This window comes from Dellaglioa sp. CoH-56-MRSF-13, assembly GCF_056782095.1.
In genome coordinates, this window is the sequence record NZ_JBXAYC010000001.1 from 292,938 (window position 1) to 310,405 (window position 17,468).

General features: G+C 35.8%; 16 protein-coding genes. 12 read left to right on the forward strand and 4 right to left on the reverse strand.

From position 1 onward, the window contains the following. Positions 1–16: 16 nt before the first annotated feature. Positions 17–1,459, reverse strand: a complete 1,443-nt coding sequence (locus AC1RP1_RS01375; protein WP_481760920.1) for an APC family permease — start codon at positions 1,457–1,459, stop codon at positions 17–19. 223 nt (positions 1,460–1,682) lie between these two features. On the opposite strand from AC1RP1_RS01375, the gene AC1RP1_RS01380 reads away from it, so the two are divergent. Both AC1RP1_RS01380 and AC1RP1_RS01385 read left to right on the forward strand, forming a co-directional pair. Then, positions 1,683–2,438, forward strand: a complete 756-nt coding sequence (locus tag AC1RP1_RS01380) for an ABC transporter ATP-binding protein (protein ID WP_481760919.1) — start codon at positions 1,683–1,685, stop codon at positions 2,436–2,438. Between the two features lie 22 nt (positions 2,439–2,460). After that, entirely contained in the window at positions 2,461–4,260 is a 1,800-nt protein-coding gene (locus AC1RP1_RS01385; RefSeq protein WP_481760918.1) for an ABC transporter permease, read from the forward strand. 50 nt (positions 4,261–4,310) lie between these two features. Here AC1RP1_RS01385 and AC1RP1_RS01390 read toward each other — a convergent pair whose 3' ends face one another. Next, positions 4,311–4,994, reverse strand: a complete 684-nt coding sequence (locus AC1RP1_RS01390) for a histidine phosphatase family protein (RefSeq protein WP_481760917.1) — start codon at positions 4,992–4,994, stop codon at positions 4,311–4,313. Between the two features lie 268 nt (positions 4,995–5,262). Between AC1RP1_RS01390 and AC1RP1_RS01395 the strand changes: the two genes are divergently transcribed. Continuing rightward, positions 5,263–5,994 (forward strand): deoxynucleoside kinase, encoded by a 732-nt coding sequence (locus tag AC1RP1_RS01395; RefSeq protein WP_481760916.1) that lies wholly within the window; start codon positions 5,263–5,265, stop codon positions 5,992–5,994. 46 nt (positions 5,995–6,040) lie between these two features. On the opposite strand, the gene AC1RP1_RS01400 is transcribed toward AC1RP1_RS01395, so the two are convergent. Further along, a complete protein-coding gene (locus AC1RP1_RS01400; RefSeq protein ID WP_481760915.1) occupies positions 6,041–6,703 on the reverse strand; it encodes a histidine phosphatase family protein in 663 nt (220 codons plus the stop codon). A 71-nt stretch (positions 6,704–6,774) separates the two neighbouring features. Then, positions 6,775–7,434: a VTT domain-containing protein gene (locus AC1RP1_RS01405; RefSeq protein WP_481760914.1), complete on the reverse strand. Its 660-nt coding sequence runs from the start codon at positions 7,432–7,434 to the stop codon at positions 6,775–6,777. A gap of 178 nt (positions 7,435–7,612) precedes the next feature. Between AC1RP1_RS01405 and AC1RP1_RS01410 the strand changes: the two genes are divergently transcribed. The 9 genes from AC1RP1_RS01410 to AC1RP1_RS01450 all read left to right on the forward strand — a co-directional run bounded on the left by AC1RP1_RS01410 (position 7,613) and on the right by AC1RP1_RS01450 (position 17,462). Continuing rightward, positions 7,613–7,756 carry a hypothetical protein gene (locus AC1RP1_RS01410; protein ID WP_481760913.1) on the forward strand — a complete coding sequence of 48 codons (144 nt, stop codon included), beginning with the start codon at positions 7,613–7,615 and terminating at the stop codon, positions 7,754–7,756. A gap of 87 nt (positions 7,757–7,843) precedes the next feature. Next, the gene (helD, locus tag AC1RP1_RS01415; RefSeq protein WP_481760912.1) at positions 7,844–10,135 is read left to right on the forward strand and encodes an RNA polymerase recycling motor HelD; all 2,292 of its coding nucleotides are present in this window, start codon (positions 7,844–7,846) and stop codon (positions 10,133–10,135) included. A 62-nt stretch (positions 10,136–10,197) separates the two neighbouring features. Then, a complete protein-coding gene (gene coaA, locus AC1RP1_RS01420; RefSeq protein WP_481760911.1) occupies positions 10,198–11,118 on the forward strand; it encodes a type I pantothenate kinase in 921 nt (306 codons plus the stop codon). Between the two features lie 133 nt (positions 11,119–11,251). Beyond that, positions 11,252–12,793, forward strand: coding sequence for a glutamine-hydrolyzing GMP synthase (gene guaA / locus AC1RP1_RS01425; RefSeq protein WP_481761138.1), 1,542 nt, complete (start codon positions 11,252–11,254; stop codon positions 12,791–12,793). Positions 12,794–13,090: 297 nt separating this feature from the next. After that, the gene (locus tag AC1RP1_RS01430; protein ID WP_481760910.1) at positions 13,091–14,002 is read left to right on the forward strand and encodes an abortive infection family protein; all 912 of its coding nucleotides are present in this window, start codon (positions 13,091–13,093) and stop codon (positions 14,000–14,002) included. A gap of 17 nt (positions 14,003–14,019) precedes the next feature. Next, positions 14,020–14,982, forward strand: a complete 963-nt coding sequence (locus AC1RP1_RS01435) for an adenine-specific methyltransferase EcoRI family protein (protein ID WP_481760909.1) — start codon at positions 14,020–14,022, stop codon at positions 14,980–14,982. Further along, positions 14,972–16,063: a GmrSD restriction endonuclease domain-containing protein gene (locus tag AC1RP1_RS01440; RefSeq protein ID WP_003588255.1), complete on the forward strand. Its 1,092-nt coding sequence runs from the start codon at positions 14,972–14,974 to the stop codon at positions 16,061–16,063. The genes AC1RP1_RS01435 and AC1RP1_RS01440 overlap by 11 nt, the downstream gene beginning before the upstream one ends. Positions 16,064–16,078: 15 nt before the next feature. Next, the gene (locus AC1RP1_RS01445; protein ID WP_481760908.1) at positions 16,079–16,861 is read left to right on the forward strand and encodes a hypothetical protein; all 783 of its coding nucleotides are present in this window, start codon (positions 16,079–16,081) and stop codon (positions 16,859–16,861) included. A 211-nt stretch (positions 16,862–17,072) separates the two neighbouring features. Beyond that, positions 17,073–17,462 carry a hypothetical protein gene (locus tag AC1RP1_RS01450; RefSeq protein WP_481760907.1) on the forward strand — a complete coding sequence of 130 codons (390 nt, stop codon included), beginning with the start codon at positions 17,073–17,075 and terminating at the stop codon, positions 17,460–17,462. The last annotated feature ends 6 nt before the right edge of the window (positions 17,463–17,468 follow it).

Below are 17,468 nucleotides of genomic sequence, written 5' to 3' on the forward strand. Positions count from 1 at the left end.
CATAGCGTTTTTGAATTTAATCTTTAATACCATCTCTTTTACGTTCACGTTCAGCAATCATTGGCATAATGAATCCAAGACCGATAAGAACAACGACACTAATAATATTGATGGCTAACTGGTAGTAGAATAGTGAGCTACCCATCTCGACATCTTGAGGAATAATCCCAAAGACTGTTGCCAAAACAGTAACAACTAAGCACCATAAACCAACAGCGTAAGCTAATTTGTCATTTTTAATGAAGACATATTCTGATGGATATTTAGCACTATTTTTACGGATCTGCATGAAGGCGAAGAAAATCCAACAAGTGACACCTGGTGAAATAATTCCATTCAAGTTCAGTAACCAATTAAAGATTGTATTCATATCTGGCAAGAAGACACCCAAGAAGAGAATGAAGGCACTTAAAGTACAAGTTAAAATGTACCCATTAATTGGTAAACCATCTTTGTTAACTTTAAGTAATTTCTTAGGCATATAACGAGCGCCTGTGTCAGAGATAAGCATGCGAGTCATAGCGTCAAGAAGAACAGCTAGAAGAGCACACATGTACACAATTTGAGTAATAGCGAAGGCATACATTAACCAACTACCCATATGAAATTGATCTCCTAAACGAAGGAATGCGTAGTACGAACCATTCATTTTAAAATCATTAGGAATGTTATGGGCATTGAAGAAAATCCCAAGTGCGAATGAGCCGAAAACTGTTAAGAAGATTGTCATAACGGTTAACATAATCATGGCTTTAGGGAAATCTTTTTTAGGTTTTTTCATTTTTGTGACAAATGGCGCAATTAATTCTGCACCATTAATCGCATAAATTAATAAACCAATTGTTGTGAAATAATGTAAATCAAATTTAGGAATTAGTGTGTGCCAGCTCATATTTGTTGTTGCAATACGACCTGAAGGTGTTAATAATGAGCCAAATGCCATTACAACATATAAAATTGTGAGGATGAACATGGTACCACCACCAATAAGACCTAAAAATTCTAATGAACCTTTGAAGAAACGTTGAACAAAAATGAAACCAACGAAGATTACTAATGTTATTAACGCGAACATAGCTGTTGATAAACTATCTTCGAGTGCATTACTTCCGTTAAATAACCAACCAAAGCCAACAACGACTGAATTAGCGGTATCAACAACGTAAGGAATCGAAGCAGCCCAATAAGTCCATGCCGTAAAGTAACCTAGTTTTTCGCCACGAGTTCCGCGAACCCATGAACTTAAACCGCCACCTTCTGAATTAAAGACGGAACCTAATTGTCCTACCATTAAAGAATAGGGAATTACATATAATAGCAATAAAATGATCCAAGATGTAATAACGCCCATACCTTGATTTTGAAAGTTATAGACGATATCGTCGAAGCCAATAACTGTTACGAATGACATTAATGCCAAAACTGGCCACGATATAAATGTTTTTTTCTCGTTTTCCATAAGTACCTCCCGTGATAAATAACTATGTAAATTAAACTAACAATTTATAAGTATAGTGAACTGACTAATTAATTTCCATGAAAAATTAAATTAATATAAAATGTAATCGTTTTAATGAGAATTAAGTTAAGAATTAACGATAATAAAAATTGCTATTTAATGTGTACTATGTATAATAGTACACATATAGTAAAATGATAAATATAAATGGAGGACTAATAAAATGAAAGAAATAGTTGTAAGCGCAAAAGATGTTAAAAAAGTCTACGGTAAGAATAAAGAGAAGAAAACGGAAGCCTTAAAAGGGATTAATTTTTCTGTCGAACAGGGTGAATTTATTGGTATCATGGGGGCATCAGGATCAGGTAAATCAACATTACTTAACTTATTATCAACACTAGACCAGCCGACTTCAGGACAAATTGAGATTAATAATCAGGATATCTCAATGATGCGTGGCGATAAACTATCAGATTTTAGAGCACAACAAATTGGCTTTATTTTCCAAAGTTTTAACCTGCTAGATAACTTAACGGCAGCTGAAAATATAACATTGCCACTATCATTACAGAATGCGTCTATTTCTAAATATCAAGAACGTATTGATAAATTAACGAAAACACTGGGGATAGATAGTGTTCTTGGACAATTTCCAACTGAATTATCTGGTGGCCAAAAGCAACGAGTTGCAGCAGCTCGTGCTTTAGTCCATAATCCTGCAATCTTATTAGCAGATGAACCAACAGGTGCTTTGGATTCTAAAAGTGCAAAGTCACTCCTATCAACGATGGAAAGTTTAAATAAAAATGATCAAGTATCAATTTTGATGGTGACTCATGACGCTGTTAGTGCGAGTTACTGTCAACGAATTCTCTTTATTAAAGATGGTAAGATTGGTCGAGAATTGATTCAAGGAACGAATACGCGAACAGAGTTTTATCAAGAAATTTTAAATGAACTAGCTAAGAGTGAACAATAATTTTAAGAAGGGAGGAAACAATATGTTATTAAAATTATCCTTAACTGGAATTAAGAGTCGCTTTAAAGATTATCTAATCTTGTTATCAGGACTCATTATGGCTTCAGCAATCTTTTACATGTTTGAAGCATTAGCAACTAATCAAGAATTTATTAAACAAAATGCGACGATAAAATTTGCAGCAATGATTTTCCAAGTAGGTTCTGTACTACTTGCAATTATTACACTGTTTTATATTATCTATGCGAATACATTTTTAATGAGCATGCGTCAAAGAGATTATGGGATGTTCATGATGCTAGGCGCTAAAAAGCGTAAGATTGGGCGCTTAATTTTCACTGAAACTTTAATTATTGGCTTAATTGCAACAGCTGTTGGTATTTTAGTTGGTATTGGACTGACATATGGCGTTAGCCAATTTTTAGTAGATAAAATGGATCTTGCACCGCATTCTTTTCAAGCTTTTTATTTCCCAGCAATCCTAATAACAATGCTTTTCTTCGTTATTCTTTTCATGATTGCTGCTATATTTAATCGACAAAGCTTGTTAAGAACGCCTATCTTAAAATTATTAAATGAAGCAGAACAACCACAAGGTAAAAAGCTAAAATCTTATAATATCTTAATTCAAAGTATCTTAGGATTAGGTTTAATTGCAAGTGGCTATTATTTATTAAGTCATTTAGCACTGTTTCAAATGGCTGGATTTATTGGGTCAGTCGTAACAATTTTGATTGGGACATTTTTAATTTTCAATTCATTATTTAGTGGATTGGTTCAATTATTAAAACGTAATAAGGGATTTTCTGAAAAGCAATTAAATACCTTTTTATTAGGGCAACTTAGCTTTCGATTAGGTTCATTAAATCGGGTTCTAACAATGGTTGCGATGTTATTTGCACTAGCATTAGGCGCAATAACTGTTGGGATGGGATTCTCTGGTGTGGTTGATCAAACAGCTACTTCTACTTCCCCATATGATGTTGTTGTCCAAAATCCATCAACAAAAGAGAAAAAATTACTTAGTCAATTGACTGATAAAAAAGAGTCCATTTATGAAGCAAAAAAAGTTGGTTCTGTCCGTTATTTTAAAAAATCTGACTTTGTGAAATCACCATTGTACACGCTTGATTTCACGGAAACGGGAACGGCTACCGGTAAATTTATTAAAGTTGACCCTGCCAAAATGACAGCTAAAAATGAGGATAATCTATGGGGAAATGCTGTTAGAACTACATTGGAATCCCCTGATATGTTAAATCCAGTACTTGTCTCTGACGCATCATTTTCAGCTGTTTCGGCGAAGACACAACGTATCCATACTGTTAGGTTAGCATCATTTAAAGATAATAAAGAAATCTTAAAAGCATTGAGCGAAGAAATACCTAAAAATCAGTTAGATAATTCATCTTATTTTATGAATAAGTATGTCGTATATCAGTTGGCTAACGGCATTTATGGCGGATTAGAATTCATTGGATTCTTCTTAGGCGTTGCGATGTTGGCAATGTTAGCAAGTGTTCTTATGTTTAAAATATTGTCTAGTGCGGCAACGGATAAAAAACGATATGATTTATTGAACCAATTAGGCGCTAAGCAACGACTAATGAAAAAATCAATTAGGCGCGAAATTGGCATCTTATTCTTCTTACCTGGAATTGTCGGTGTAATCCACGTTTTATTCGGACTACAAATGTTCAAGGAATTAATTCCAGATCCATATTCACATATAACGATTCCATTTATTATTTTTGCAGTTCTCTATTTGGGATATTATTGGGTAACAGTTACCTTATATAAAGGGATGGTATTAAAAAAATAAAAAAGAGGTGAATATTCAGTTTTTAAAACTGAGTATTCACCTCTCTTTATTTAGATGGGTTGTTCGCCAAAATTACCATAATAGCTAACTTCAATTGTATCGTGATGAACGATTAATTTAGTGACGCTACCATTTTTAGGACTAGATGATATATCAATATTAGGTGCGTATCGTGAAACGATACTTCTAATTGCTGTCCCGTGACCAACTAATAGAACGTTGTCATTATTATTTTGGTTAGTGCGTAAAAAATCAAAAGCATGATCATAGCGATTCCAAAATTCTTGGTCATTTTCAGCTAAATTAAAAGGGTCAGCACTTTTTATGAAATCACGTGAGTCTTCGATGGAATATTTTTCAAGAATATCATTGAAGGTTTGACAATTAAAAGGTGTACCAACTGTTTGCATAACAGCTGCAGTATCTTGGCCTTCAAATGAGCCATAATATTCTTCTCTAAAAAGTGCTGTTTCAATTGGTGTTAACTGTGCATTTTCTTCAACATTCGTTTCACTTAAAATATGGCTTAGTGTTTTTTTTGTACGCATTGTGTCACTTCGATAAATGGCATTAAATGATTTATCGCGTAAAAGTTTTCCTGAATGGGTGGCATCGTTGATTCCCTTATCTGTAAGTGGAGAGTCACACCAGCCTTGCATTCTCTGGAAAGAGTTAAAAAAAGTTTGGCCATGACGAACCATATAAACGGTAAATGACATATGAAATCCTTTCATAAATAAATATTTAATTTGTAAATAAAAAAGGTACTTAGAGCTGTCTGGTTTTTGATGAATAGTCTCACTTAATGCATTAATTTTAGAAAAAGAAAAGACTTTTATTTTATTTAATCCAATGTATACTAAATAAACGGAGAATTAAAATATGAGATTATTTATGACTACTAGTAAGATGATACCGAATGAGATATTAATTACAAGTCTAAATCTAATTGTTTTAACTGCATAAATTGTATTAACTATTCAAGAAGGAGTGTTTATTATTTTGATTACGTTGGCTGGTATTATTGGTTCAGGAAAATCTAGTATGACAAAAATTTTATCTGAAGAACTTGGGGTAGAGGCTTTTTACGAACCTGTTACAGATAACCCGGTATTACCTTTATTTTACAAAGGTAACGAAATCGCTGCAAAAAAACGTGAAGCAGGGGATAAGGAAGCAACAAATCCCTACGCTTACTTATTACAAACTTTCTTTTTGAATCGTCGTTTCAGAATGATTAAAGCAGCAATGCAAGAAGATAATAATGTTCTTGATCGTTCAATTTATGAAGATGCTATTTTTATGAAGATGAATACAGAAATGGGTAATGCCACAACTGTTGAATATAACATCTATCAAGATTTATTAGAAAATATGCTTGAAGAGTTACCTTATGCTGCACATAAAAAATCACCCGATTTGATGGTTATGATTAAAGTTTCTTATGAAACAATGGTTAATCGTATTCAAAAACGTGGCCGTGATTATGAACAAATTGAAACTGACCACTCATTGGTTGAATACTATAAAACATTACTTCGCTATTATGAAGATTGGGAAAAAGAATATGACGTTTCTGAATTTTTAGTTATTGATGGCGATAAATACGATTTTGTTGAAAATGAAGCTGATCGTAATATTGTTTTAAATATTATTGAAGATAAATTACAAGAATTAGGTAATTTATCTGAAAAAGAAGTTATCGATTACAAGACACAACGTAAATCAATTTAAACTAAAAGGAGTAACCAATTTTAAAAATTGGTTACTCCTTTTTTATTTAGATTTTATCATCATCGTGATGATTGAAATATTCAACTTTAACTGAATTGTCATCAACGATTAACTTAGTTACACTACCGTTTTTAGGGCTCATTGTAATATCAATTTCGGGTGCAAAATGAGAAACGATACTTCTGATTGTTGTCCCATGACTGACAACTAAAACGTTATCGCCATCTTTAGCATCTTTACGCAATAAATCAAAACCTTTATTACGACGTGCCCAAAAATCGGCATCGTCTTCAGCATCATGGAAAGGATCGATTTCTTTGAAGAAGTCACGTGCCTCTTCAATTGAAAATTTTTGCAAAATCTCAGTGAAATTAGCAGCGCCATGTGGCTTACCAACAACAAACCAAGCTTGAGAAGAATCGGCACCTTCATAGTAACCATAGCCTTGCTCTCTAAGAAACTCAGATGTTGTAACAATTAAATCTGAAGAGTTTTCATTTTCAGATAAAATGTAGTTAGCTGTACGATTTGCGCGGGTTGTATCACTACTGTATGCATTAGCAAACTGAATTTGTGATAATTTTTTTCCAGTAGTGTGGCCGTCGTTAATGCCTTTTTCTGTAAGTGGTGAATCGGACCAACCTTGCATCCGATTATATTTATTGAAAATGGTTTGACCATGGCGAACGAGATAGACTGTAAATGGCATGAGAACCTCCTGAAGTTTATGTGATAGCCCCATTATACGCTAAAGAAAACGATTATTCTAAAAAGCTTATCCTAGAATTTAGCATCAAGTTTTTTTCTAAGTAAAAATTTCGTAAGTTGTACTAACCCAGCTAAGACCACTGGAAGTAATGCTATCCCGGCAATTGAAAGGAAAATAATAGAAAAATGATCCTTAACAAATGGAATTGCGCCGAAGTAGTAACCGACGCCACTTCCAATGGCTACCCAAAGTGAGACGCCAATTAAGTTGAAAATACTAAAATGTCTGTAATTCATTTGAATAGTACCAGAAATAAGTGGCACAAAAGTTCTAATTAATGGGATAAAGCGTCCAAATACGACTGTTTTTGCACCATGTTTTTTGAAAAAACTTTTGGCGATTTCCATCTTTTCAGGGGGGATTCTTTTTTTAAAGAAAGGTAATTTATTTAAATGTCGACCAATTTCAAAATTCACGGCATCTCCAGAGAGTGCGGCAAAAAAGAATATTGGGACTAATACCCGAATATCAATGGTATCTGTTGAGTAGGCGGCAATGGAACTAGTGAAAAAGAGTAGCGACTCACCAGGTAGAAAAGGAAAAACAACAAGACCTGTTTCGGCAAAGATAAGTACAAAAAGAATTAAGTAACTCCAGTTACCTAAAGTCTGGAAAAGAGGTCCTAAATAATTTTCGAAATGGGTGAAGAAAAACCAAGCTTGTTCGAACATTGTCAGGCCCTCCAATCGTTTTAGTCTTACTCATTATATTAAACTGAAATTAAAAAAAAGGCTATTATTTTAACTGATATTTAGCTTTTATTAAGATTTGTCTCACTATAAGAGGTCACCAGTGTTAAACAGGTTTCGATACTGGTATACTAGATATATTAAATTTTTGGAGGTCAATATGACTAGACACACTTTAATTGCAGGAATGACAACTTTAATTGGTCTAATTATTGGGATTGTGATAAGTAAAATTGCTGTCGCAACATTAATTGGATTAGCTGTTGGAATCGTAGTTGACCAATTCCTACCAAATAAGAAATAAGTTCAATTAGTTGCCTATTTGAGTTGATTATAAAAAAATGATACACTATTAGGCCTAATAAAATCATGTAAAGTGGGGTATTGAGAAATGGCTGATGAAATTAAAATCGAAGAACAAGCACATCTTGATGATGTTATTGTTAAAATAAAAGATGCTGAAGTTAAACGTCAAAATGAAATAAAGTACGCTGAAAGTGAAGCACGATCGATTAATGGCGAATTTACAAGTGATGTTCATATCAATACGACAACATACACTGGAATGATTGATACAGCAATGTCTGTTCGTCAGCAACAACAGTTATTAGCTGAACGTGAAACGAGTTGGAAAAACGCAACTTCTCGTTTAGACATTTTAAAGAAATTAGAAAAGAAACCTTATTTTGCACGTTTAAACATTCAAGAAGGAACTAATAAAAAAGAAACAATCTATATTGGCTTGGGCTCTTTTGCTGATCGACCTGAACACTTTATGGTTTATGATTGGCGTGCACCCATATCGAGTGTTTATTACGATGGCGGACTAGGTGATGTCACTTACCAAACTCCTGATGGTGATCAAACAGTAGATGTTTCATTGAAACGTCAATTCGTAATTGAAGATGGCCAAATTGAAACGATATTTGATACTGATGAAGCTGTTGGTGATCAGATGTTATTAGACGTCTTGAATGATTCTGCTGATACAAAGATGAAGAGTATCGTAACGACGATTCAGAAGGAACAAAATCAAATTATTCGAGATGTAAAAGCTGAATTATTATTTGTTCAAGGTGCAGCTGGTTCGGGTAAAACCTCAGCTGTATTACAACGTGTGGCTTACTTGCTGTACCGTTACCGCGGTAATTTAACAGCTAGTCAAGTTGTTTTATTCTCACCTAATCAATTATTTAATGATTATATTGATCAAGTGTTGCCAGAACTTGGTGAACAAAATATGGTTCAAATGACTTATTTCCAATATGCATCAAGACGTTTACCAAATATGCAAGTTGAAACGTTACAAGAACGCTTTGAAGAAGACAATGCGCCTGCTAAAAAACGTATTCAAGTTCTGAAAAATAGTTTGGCATTCTTTAATGCCTCAACTGCTTATTCAGAACATTTGGAACAAGCAGACATGAAGTTCAGAGATATTAAATTCAATAATGAAGTCTTTATTTCAAAAGATAAAATAAAAGGTATCTACTATAAATATAATGAAAATTATCATTTACGGACAAGATTAGAAGCAACACGTGAATCATTAGTTAAATTATTGAATCGTCGAATTGAAGCTGAGGCTAAGTTAGAATGGGTTGAAAAAGCAATTCAAGATATGTCTAAAGAACAATTGAATGATTTGTATGGAGACCAAGACCGCGAATTTGCAAGCGGTGATAAAGAAATGCGTTTCTTAACGCGTACTTTAGTTATGCGCCAATTTACAAGTGTGCACAGAGCAATTGTGCGCAATCGATTCTTAAATATCAGTTCACAATATGTGAACTTTTTACACAATGTGCCTAAGTATCTTAATTTGAGTGACTATAATGTTACTGTAGAAGAATGGCAAGCAGATGTGGCTGAAGTTGTGTCACGTTTAAAAAATCGTCAAATATCGATGCATGACGTTACGCCATACTTATACTTATTTGATCGTATGACGGGTAAGCATGGTGAAACAGATGTCCGTTACGTCTTTATTGATGAAATTCAAGACTACACGGCATTTCAATTAGCTTTCTTGAAGGAAGGGTTCCCAAGAGCTAAGTTTACACTGCTTGGTGATTTAAACCAGGCTATTTTCACAAAAGAAAATAGTAAGAGTTTACTATCAGAATTGGGACATTTATTCCCAGCTGATAAAACCAAAGTCGTGCAATTGACGAAATCATATCGTTCAACACAACAAATCACAGATTTCACAAAAGAAGTGTTGATAAATGGTGAATCAGTGACGTCATTTAACCGACAAGGTGACTTACCCACAATGACTGTGGATAATAATTCTGATAAATTAGTTCACGATTTAGAAAAACAAGTACAACAAAATGTGGATGATCATCTAACAACGGCAATCATCGCTAAATCATTAGCTGAATGTACAGAATTGTATGAACAATTACAAGCCGAGGGCGTGCCAGTTACATTGATTAAAACGGAAAATCAACGTTTGGCCGATGGAACGATTATTGTGCCAGCTTTCCTAGCTAAAGGTTTGGAATTTGATGCGGTTGTTATGTGGGGCGCTTCAAAGATTAACTATCATGAAGAAGACGAGCGTCAATTAGTTTATACGATTTGTTCAAGAGCAATGCATCGACTAACTGTTTATGCTGAAAAAGAATTATCACCATTATTTGACCATGTTTCAAAAAGTTTATATAGTTTAAAATAAGCTATGGAAGAAATGACCTATTGCGGAAACTGATAGGTCATTTTTATTAGAGGATTGTTAAAATGGATAAACAAATGAATTATTATAAAATTCCAAGGGATGAATGGCGTGGCTTTTATAAAACGAAACAGATTGATTTGTCACAACAAAAATTGAATGAAATTCAATCTGTTAATGATAAGATATCAGTTCAAGATGTGCAGGAAATTTACATGCCATTGGTTCATTTATTAAATATGACATTGTTGGGTAAGCAAGATTTGCAATCAAAAAAAGCAGATTTTCTAGGAATTAAAGATCAAAAATGGCCTTTTGTGATTGGAATTACGGGTAGTGTTGCAGTGGGTAAAAGTACAACGGCACGTTTGTTGCAATTATTACTCACAGCGTTATACCCAACAAAAAAGGTTCAAGCAATTACAACGGATGGCTTTTTATATCCTAATGAAACACTAATTCACCAGAATATCTTGGACCGTAAAGGTTTTCCAGAAAGTTATGACATGGAAAAACTAATTCTATTTTTAAACGACGTGAAAAGTGGTCTGAAAACTGAAGCACCAGTATATTCACATGATAGTTATGATATTGTACCTGGAATGGTACAAACAATTAATCAACCAGATATTTTGATTGTTGAAGGGATTAATGTTTTACAATTACCAAGTAACCAACAATTGTATGTTAGTGATTTCTTTGATTATTCAATTTATGTTGATGCTGATGCTGACTTAATTGAAAAATGGTATTTGGAACGTTTTGGTGTTCTTTTGAACACCTCTTTTCAGAAACCTGGAAATTACTATTATGATTATGCGATTGGTAACCACGATGAAGCATTTAAGTTGGCACGTAATGTCTGGAAAACCGTGAATTTAAAGAACTTACAAGAGTTCATTTTACCAACCAGAAATCGTGCTGATCTTATTTTAGAGAAGACAGATGAGCATCGAATTAATACCGTTTATTTACGCAAATATTAGAAAATAGAGATATTTTCACAGATTTTCATGAAAATTAAATCAAACGATTGACCAAGTGGGTTTCAATCAGTAGAATAGACGTAATAAGAAACTAAAAAATATGAAGAGGTGACTATTTTTGGCCAACGTTAGCATGCAAGATTTCGACAAAATTATCGTTCTTGATTTTGGTAGTCAATATAATCAATTAATTACTCGTCGTGTACGTGAATTCGGAATTTATTCTGAATTGTTATCACACAAGATTAGTGCAGCCGAAATAAAAGAGATTGCCCCTAAAGGTATCATTTTTTCTGGTGGCCCAAATAGTGTTTATGATGAAGATGCACTCAGAGTAGATCCTGAAATCTTTGAATTAGGTATTCCTATCTTAGGTATCTGTTACGGTATGCAACTAATGGCATATACAATGCCAGGTGGTAAAGTTGAAAGTGCAGATAACAAAGAATATGGTAAGGCTGAAATTGAGGTTACTAATCCAGAAGGAACTTTATTCAAAGGATTACCAGCTGAACAAACAGTTTGGATGAGTCATGGTGACTTAGTAACAGAAGTTCCTGATGGTTTTACATCAGTTGCAACTTCTGTTAACTGTCCTATTTCTGCAATGCAAAATCTTGATAAGAAATTCTATGGCCTTCAATTCCATACTGAAGTTCGCAACACTGAATTTGGGGATGACATTTTACGTCGTTTCGCATTTGATGTTTGTGAAGCTGAAAGTAACTGGTCAATGGCTGATTTTATTGATTTACAAATTGCTAAAATCCGCGAAACTGTTGGTGATAAAAAAGTCCTTCTTGGTTTATCAGGTGGGGTTGATTCTTCAGTTGTTGGTGTTTTATTGCACAAAGCAATTGGTAACCAACTAACAAGTATTTTCGTTGATCATGGTTTACTTCGTAAAAATGAAGCTGATCAAGTTATGGAAATGCTTGGCGGTAAATTTGGCTTGAATATCATTAAAGTTGATGCTCAAGAACGTTTCTTAGGTAAATTAGAAGGAATTTCTGATCCTGAAACGAAACGTAAAACAATTGGTAATGAATTCATCCGTGTCTTTGATGATGAAGCTACTAAGTTAAAAGGAATTGACTTCTTGGCTCAAGGAACACTTTACACTGATGTGATTGAATCTGGGACAGATACTGCCCAAACAATTAAATCTCATCATAATGTTGGTGGCCTTCCTGATGATATGCAATTTAGCTTAATCGAACCATTGCGAACATTATTCAAAGATGAAGTTCGTGAACTTGGCGAAAAAATGGGTATGAGTGAAGAATTAGTATGGCGTCAACCATTCCCAGGCCCTGGTCTTGGAATTCGTGTTCTTGGTGAAATTACTGAAGAAAAATTAACAATCGTTAGAGATAGTGATTTAATTTTACGTGAAGAAATTAAAAATGCTGGTCTTGATCGTGAAATCTGGCAATACTTTACTGTCTTACCGGGCATTAGAAGTGTTGGTGTGATGGGCGATGGACGTACTTATGACTACACAGTTGGTATCCGTGGTGTTACTTCAATTGATGGTATGACTGCTGATTTTGCTAGAATCCCTTGGGATGTCTTACAAAAAATCTCAGTCCGTATTGTAAACGAAGTCGCACATGTTAACCGCATCGTGTATGATATTACGAGCAAGCCGCCTTCAACAATCGAATGGGAATAGCGATGTAGGCCAATTTGAGCTAGAAAGAGTGATACAGAGGCATTTTGGATTTGCTCAAGGCAGCTCAAACTCCGCCAACTCCGCCAAAAAAATATGGTGCTCCGCCGAAACTCCGCCTAATTATGGTGGACAATCAATCGAAAACTCATTTAAGACTGCTAGAACTTACTTGGTTCTGGTGGCCTTTTTTAGTCTGGCGGAAAAATGAACTTGCGAGAATACACAGTAGAGTGCTTGGTATTTATGGGCTTAGGATATATAATTAAATAAGTTATTAATACTGTGGGGGGAAAGGCATTGGAGTCAGAAAATTTTGAATTACTGGAAAACACAGATATTACAACTTTCTTGATTGACCGACCGTGGATAACTTACCGAACAAATGCAGATCTTGACGCTCTGGGATCCAGATTTGGTTCTCCAAATCCAGAAGGTTCAAACAGATTACGCCGAATGAGTTCGATAATCAGTGCAACTCATGCAAATGATCGAACGGCTTCTTTATTATCGTTTCTATTTTCACCAGCACAGTTGCGACCGGTGATTAATGAGTATCTTTCTGGAAGTCAGTTTTCGCAACTGAAGGAAATTGATAACTTTATTCTGGAAGGCCTTACTGGTGATGAATCTAAGGACATCCTGATTGTAGCAGACGCAATTAAGCAGCGCGTAATCAGAGAGATAAACGCCATTCTTCTCTACAGCAACTTAAAACTCGTATCTAGTGGTAATTCGTGGGAAATTATCGCAGCAGATGAGAATGTAAAAGTCCTCGTGCCGATCAAGAGGATCAATTCAGGATACATTTCAGAGTTGTTGGCGCAGGGACAAGATGACTTGCAGGATAATGATTTTGACAGCGTAGTTACAAAGGCTAGAACACTTATCGAAGAGGTGTTTCTTCAAATATTGTCCGATAACGACGTAAAGTGTAAGCGTAATGGCGATATTGGTCAATATCGTAATTTGGTGGTTAAAACATTGGGAATGAGACCTTCTCGGGAGTGGAATCCACGTATTACGAAAATGATTAGTCACTTAAATGGAATCACCGATTTAATCGCAGAAATGCGCAATAAAGATGGCGATGCACATGCTAGCAATGAACGAGTAAAAATTCAGGCAGCAGAGGCGGAACTACTACTCAATACGTCTGTTAGTCTGGCTACCTACTATCTCAGAGTCAATGACAGACATGTACAGAGATAAAATAATAAATTGGAGTAATGAACGTGAAAAAGCAAACAAACAGTAACCTTCATGTATCACGTGCTGGAAAAACAGATGAGTTTTATACTAATATTTCAATGATTGAAAACGAGCTACGCCATTATCGTGAGTATTTCAAGGATAAGGTTGTGTTTTGTAATTGTGATGATCCAGCCATCAGTAATTTCTGGAAATACTTTCAGATTAACTTTTACATGTTAGGCCTAAAAAAACTAATATCTACGCACTATGAATCCGACAAACCCAGTTATAAATTGGAAATAATTAGACAAGATGACAAGATTGGACAACTTGCATTTTTACCGGATTACGTTGAAACACCACTAACTGGAGATGGCGATTTTCGAAGTCCGGAAGCAATTCAGTTACTTAAAGAAGCCGATATTGTCGTAACCAATCCCCCTTTCAGTCTATTTACTGATTACATCGCACAGTTAAGAGCTTTTCACAAAACATTCCTAGTGATTGGTAATCTCAACGCAATTACCTATAAAGAGGTACTGCCTTTAATTATGGCCAACGAAATTTGGCTAGGGTACAATTCTGGACACTTTTGGTTTAAGGTACCTGAAAGCTATGAGGCGAAGAAAACGGATTTCAAGATTGATGAAAATGGACAAAAATGGCGGAGAATGGGAAACATTTGCTGGTATACCAACTTAGATACGACACAACGTCACGAAAAGCTGACAATCTTCAAGAACTATTCTCCAGAGATATATCCAAAATATGATAACTATGATGCCATTGAGGTATCCCGTGTTGCGGATATTCCTTGTGACTACTTTGGTGTCATTGGTGTGCCAATTACTTACATGACGCGGTACAATCCAGATCAGTTTGAAATTGTTGATGTAAAAAGTTCAGGGCTTTTGTTGACTAAAAAAGATGGCACCGTTAAATCAATGTACAAGAGAGTGTTAATTCGCAACAAGGGAGGCCAAACGCATGCAAATTGAGAAAAAGGATATTCCAGTAAGCCAAATCGTAAACGGATATGTAGATTCCGATGAAGATGGTGTATATGGATATGACGGAAAATTAAATATTCGTCCGGCCTTTCAGCGTGAATTCGTCTACAAACCTAAGCAACGTGATGAAGTTATTAATACCGTCCGCAAGGGGTTCCCACTGAATGTTATGTATTGGGTTGTTGCAGAAGATGGACACTATGAAATTTTAGATGGACAGCAGCGAACAATCTCAATATGTCAATTTGTACAGGGTGATTACTCCATCAATTTCCAGTACTTTCACACGCTCACACAGGAAGAACAGCAGCAAATATTGGACTATCCTCTGACGGTTTATATTTGTACTGGTACAGATCGAGAAAAATTGGATTGGTTCAAAGTGATCAATACTGTTGGGGAACAGCTTACTGCACAAGAACTTAGAAATGCAATCTATACGGGGCCATGGTTGACAGATGCCAAGAAGTACTTTTCGAAATCACAGTGTCCCGCATATCAGATTGGCGGCGACTATTTAAATGGTTCTGCTATTCGACAAGACTTTTTGGAAACCACACTCAAGTGGATCTCGTCGAAACAGGATATTGAGCTTGAGGAGTACATGGCGCAGCACCAGCACGATGAAACGGCAATCGAACTGTGGCTATACTTTCAAAACGTAATTAATTGGACAACCTCTATTTTTCCTAACTATCGTAAGCTGATGAAGGGGATTGAATGGGGGTTTCTATACGATACTTATCATGAGAATACGTATAATCCGGCTACGCTCGAAGCTAGAGTTAGCGAGCTGATAGAGGACGAGGATGTTACCAAGCAGAAGGGGATATTTGAGTACGTGCTTGGCGGGCCAGAGCGCGTATTATCAATTCGGGCATTTAAGCCTAAGGACAAGCGAGCAGCATACGCAAAACAGAATGGAATCTGTCCGGTATGCGGCAAGCATTTTGAGTACGACGAGATGGAGGGCGATCATATTACTCCTTGGTCTCAAGGTGGGCATACAGTACTCTCCAATTTGCAAATGCTGTGCAAAGACGACAATCGAAAAAAATCCGGAGTATAATGCCAAGGAGCTAATATGGTACGAATAGATATGAGCACTGTAGCCGCGAGGGAAAAAGCATTCGGCGAATATGGAGATACGGTCTGGTTTATCTACAGGGTGTTTTCAGAAAGACTCAAGCGGCGTATGAAGGAGCAGGGCGTATCCAAATATCAAACTGCTGGGTTCAAGAATGCAAAAGAGTATAATGAGGCTCCAAGTTACCAACACGAAGTAAGTTATTCGATGGTTGACTCCATAACCGCACCTATTCCCCGATTGGATACGCGTCAGAATCCTTATCTAGTGCCTTCTTCCAAGTACTATCTACGATTTGTAGATACCTTGAATTTTAAGGATGTGTATGAGTGCATTTGGGGGTCTAATTATGAAATTAGAAACTATCTGCCTAATGTATTTGAGTCAGTGTGTAATGAAGCGCAATTCCAAAATAACCGACTAGGTAGCCTTATTAATGATATAAAGCAGACACAGCCTCTTAGGATTCCGAACAATACGATTCAACAAATATATGAAGGAATAAAAAGCGACTTGCTGAATGAGTGGGACAAATTCACAAGAGTTCGGAATCAAGAAACGAAAATAGCGACAGTAATTGACTTCGAAAGTAGTGCTGATAACGAAAGCATTGCCGCAGGAATCCCACTAATAGATAAGATTGATTCTGGCGGTGTCTCGAGAGAAGGGTTAGGTGAGGTTCTCGAACTTAAGCAACTTGGTGAACCATTAAAAAGATTTGTTGATTATCGGGTAACACCGCTGATAATGAATCGGTTTCTCCAACAAATATCAAAATAGTCACTTAGGGCGAAGTTTTAAAAACTTCGCCTTTTTTGATACACATCTTTTCCGATACGTCAATACCCGGTTTTTCGGGTGTCAAGACATTGGCGAAGCCTGATATATATATTGGGCGTAATTGAAGATAAGATGTAGTCAATCAAAGGCCTTTGATAAAAGTTAGTCTATTAAAACTGTGTTGGATGTTTATCCAGAAAAGGAGAAATGCATGAAACTAGCCAAGGTCAAACTTTCAGAAGTTGAAATTAGCAACGTTGAGAAGCCAAAAGCAGCTCGCGTGGTATCGGTATCAAAAAGTCCGCGCTACGCAGATAACGGTGATCCAATCAACGGATCGGTCGCAAAGGTAGTATGCCACATAGTAGATGCTGAACTTGCCAAAACATTGGAGAAATCTGGCGACGGGGTAGAGGACTTAAAGACGTATGCACTGGAACTTGTTGGGGATGAGAAGGATCTGCTGGAAATTTCTGAGGCAGAACTTTTGGGCACAGAGATTGAATTGAAAGACGCCAAGGTAATGCTTAAGTGGAGCGCGGGGCGTACTAGTGGCTGGCGTGACGTGAAGCTTGTTATGAATATTAGCGATGGGAAGTAGGCGTAG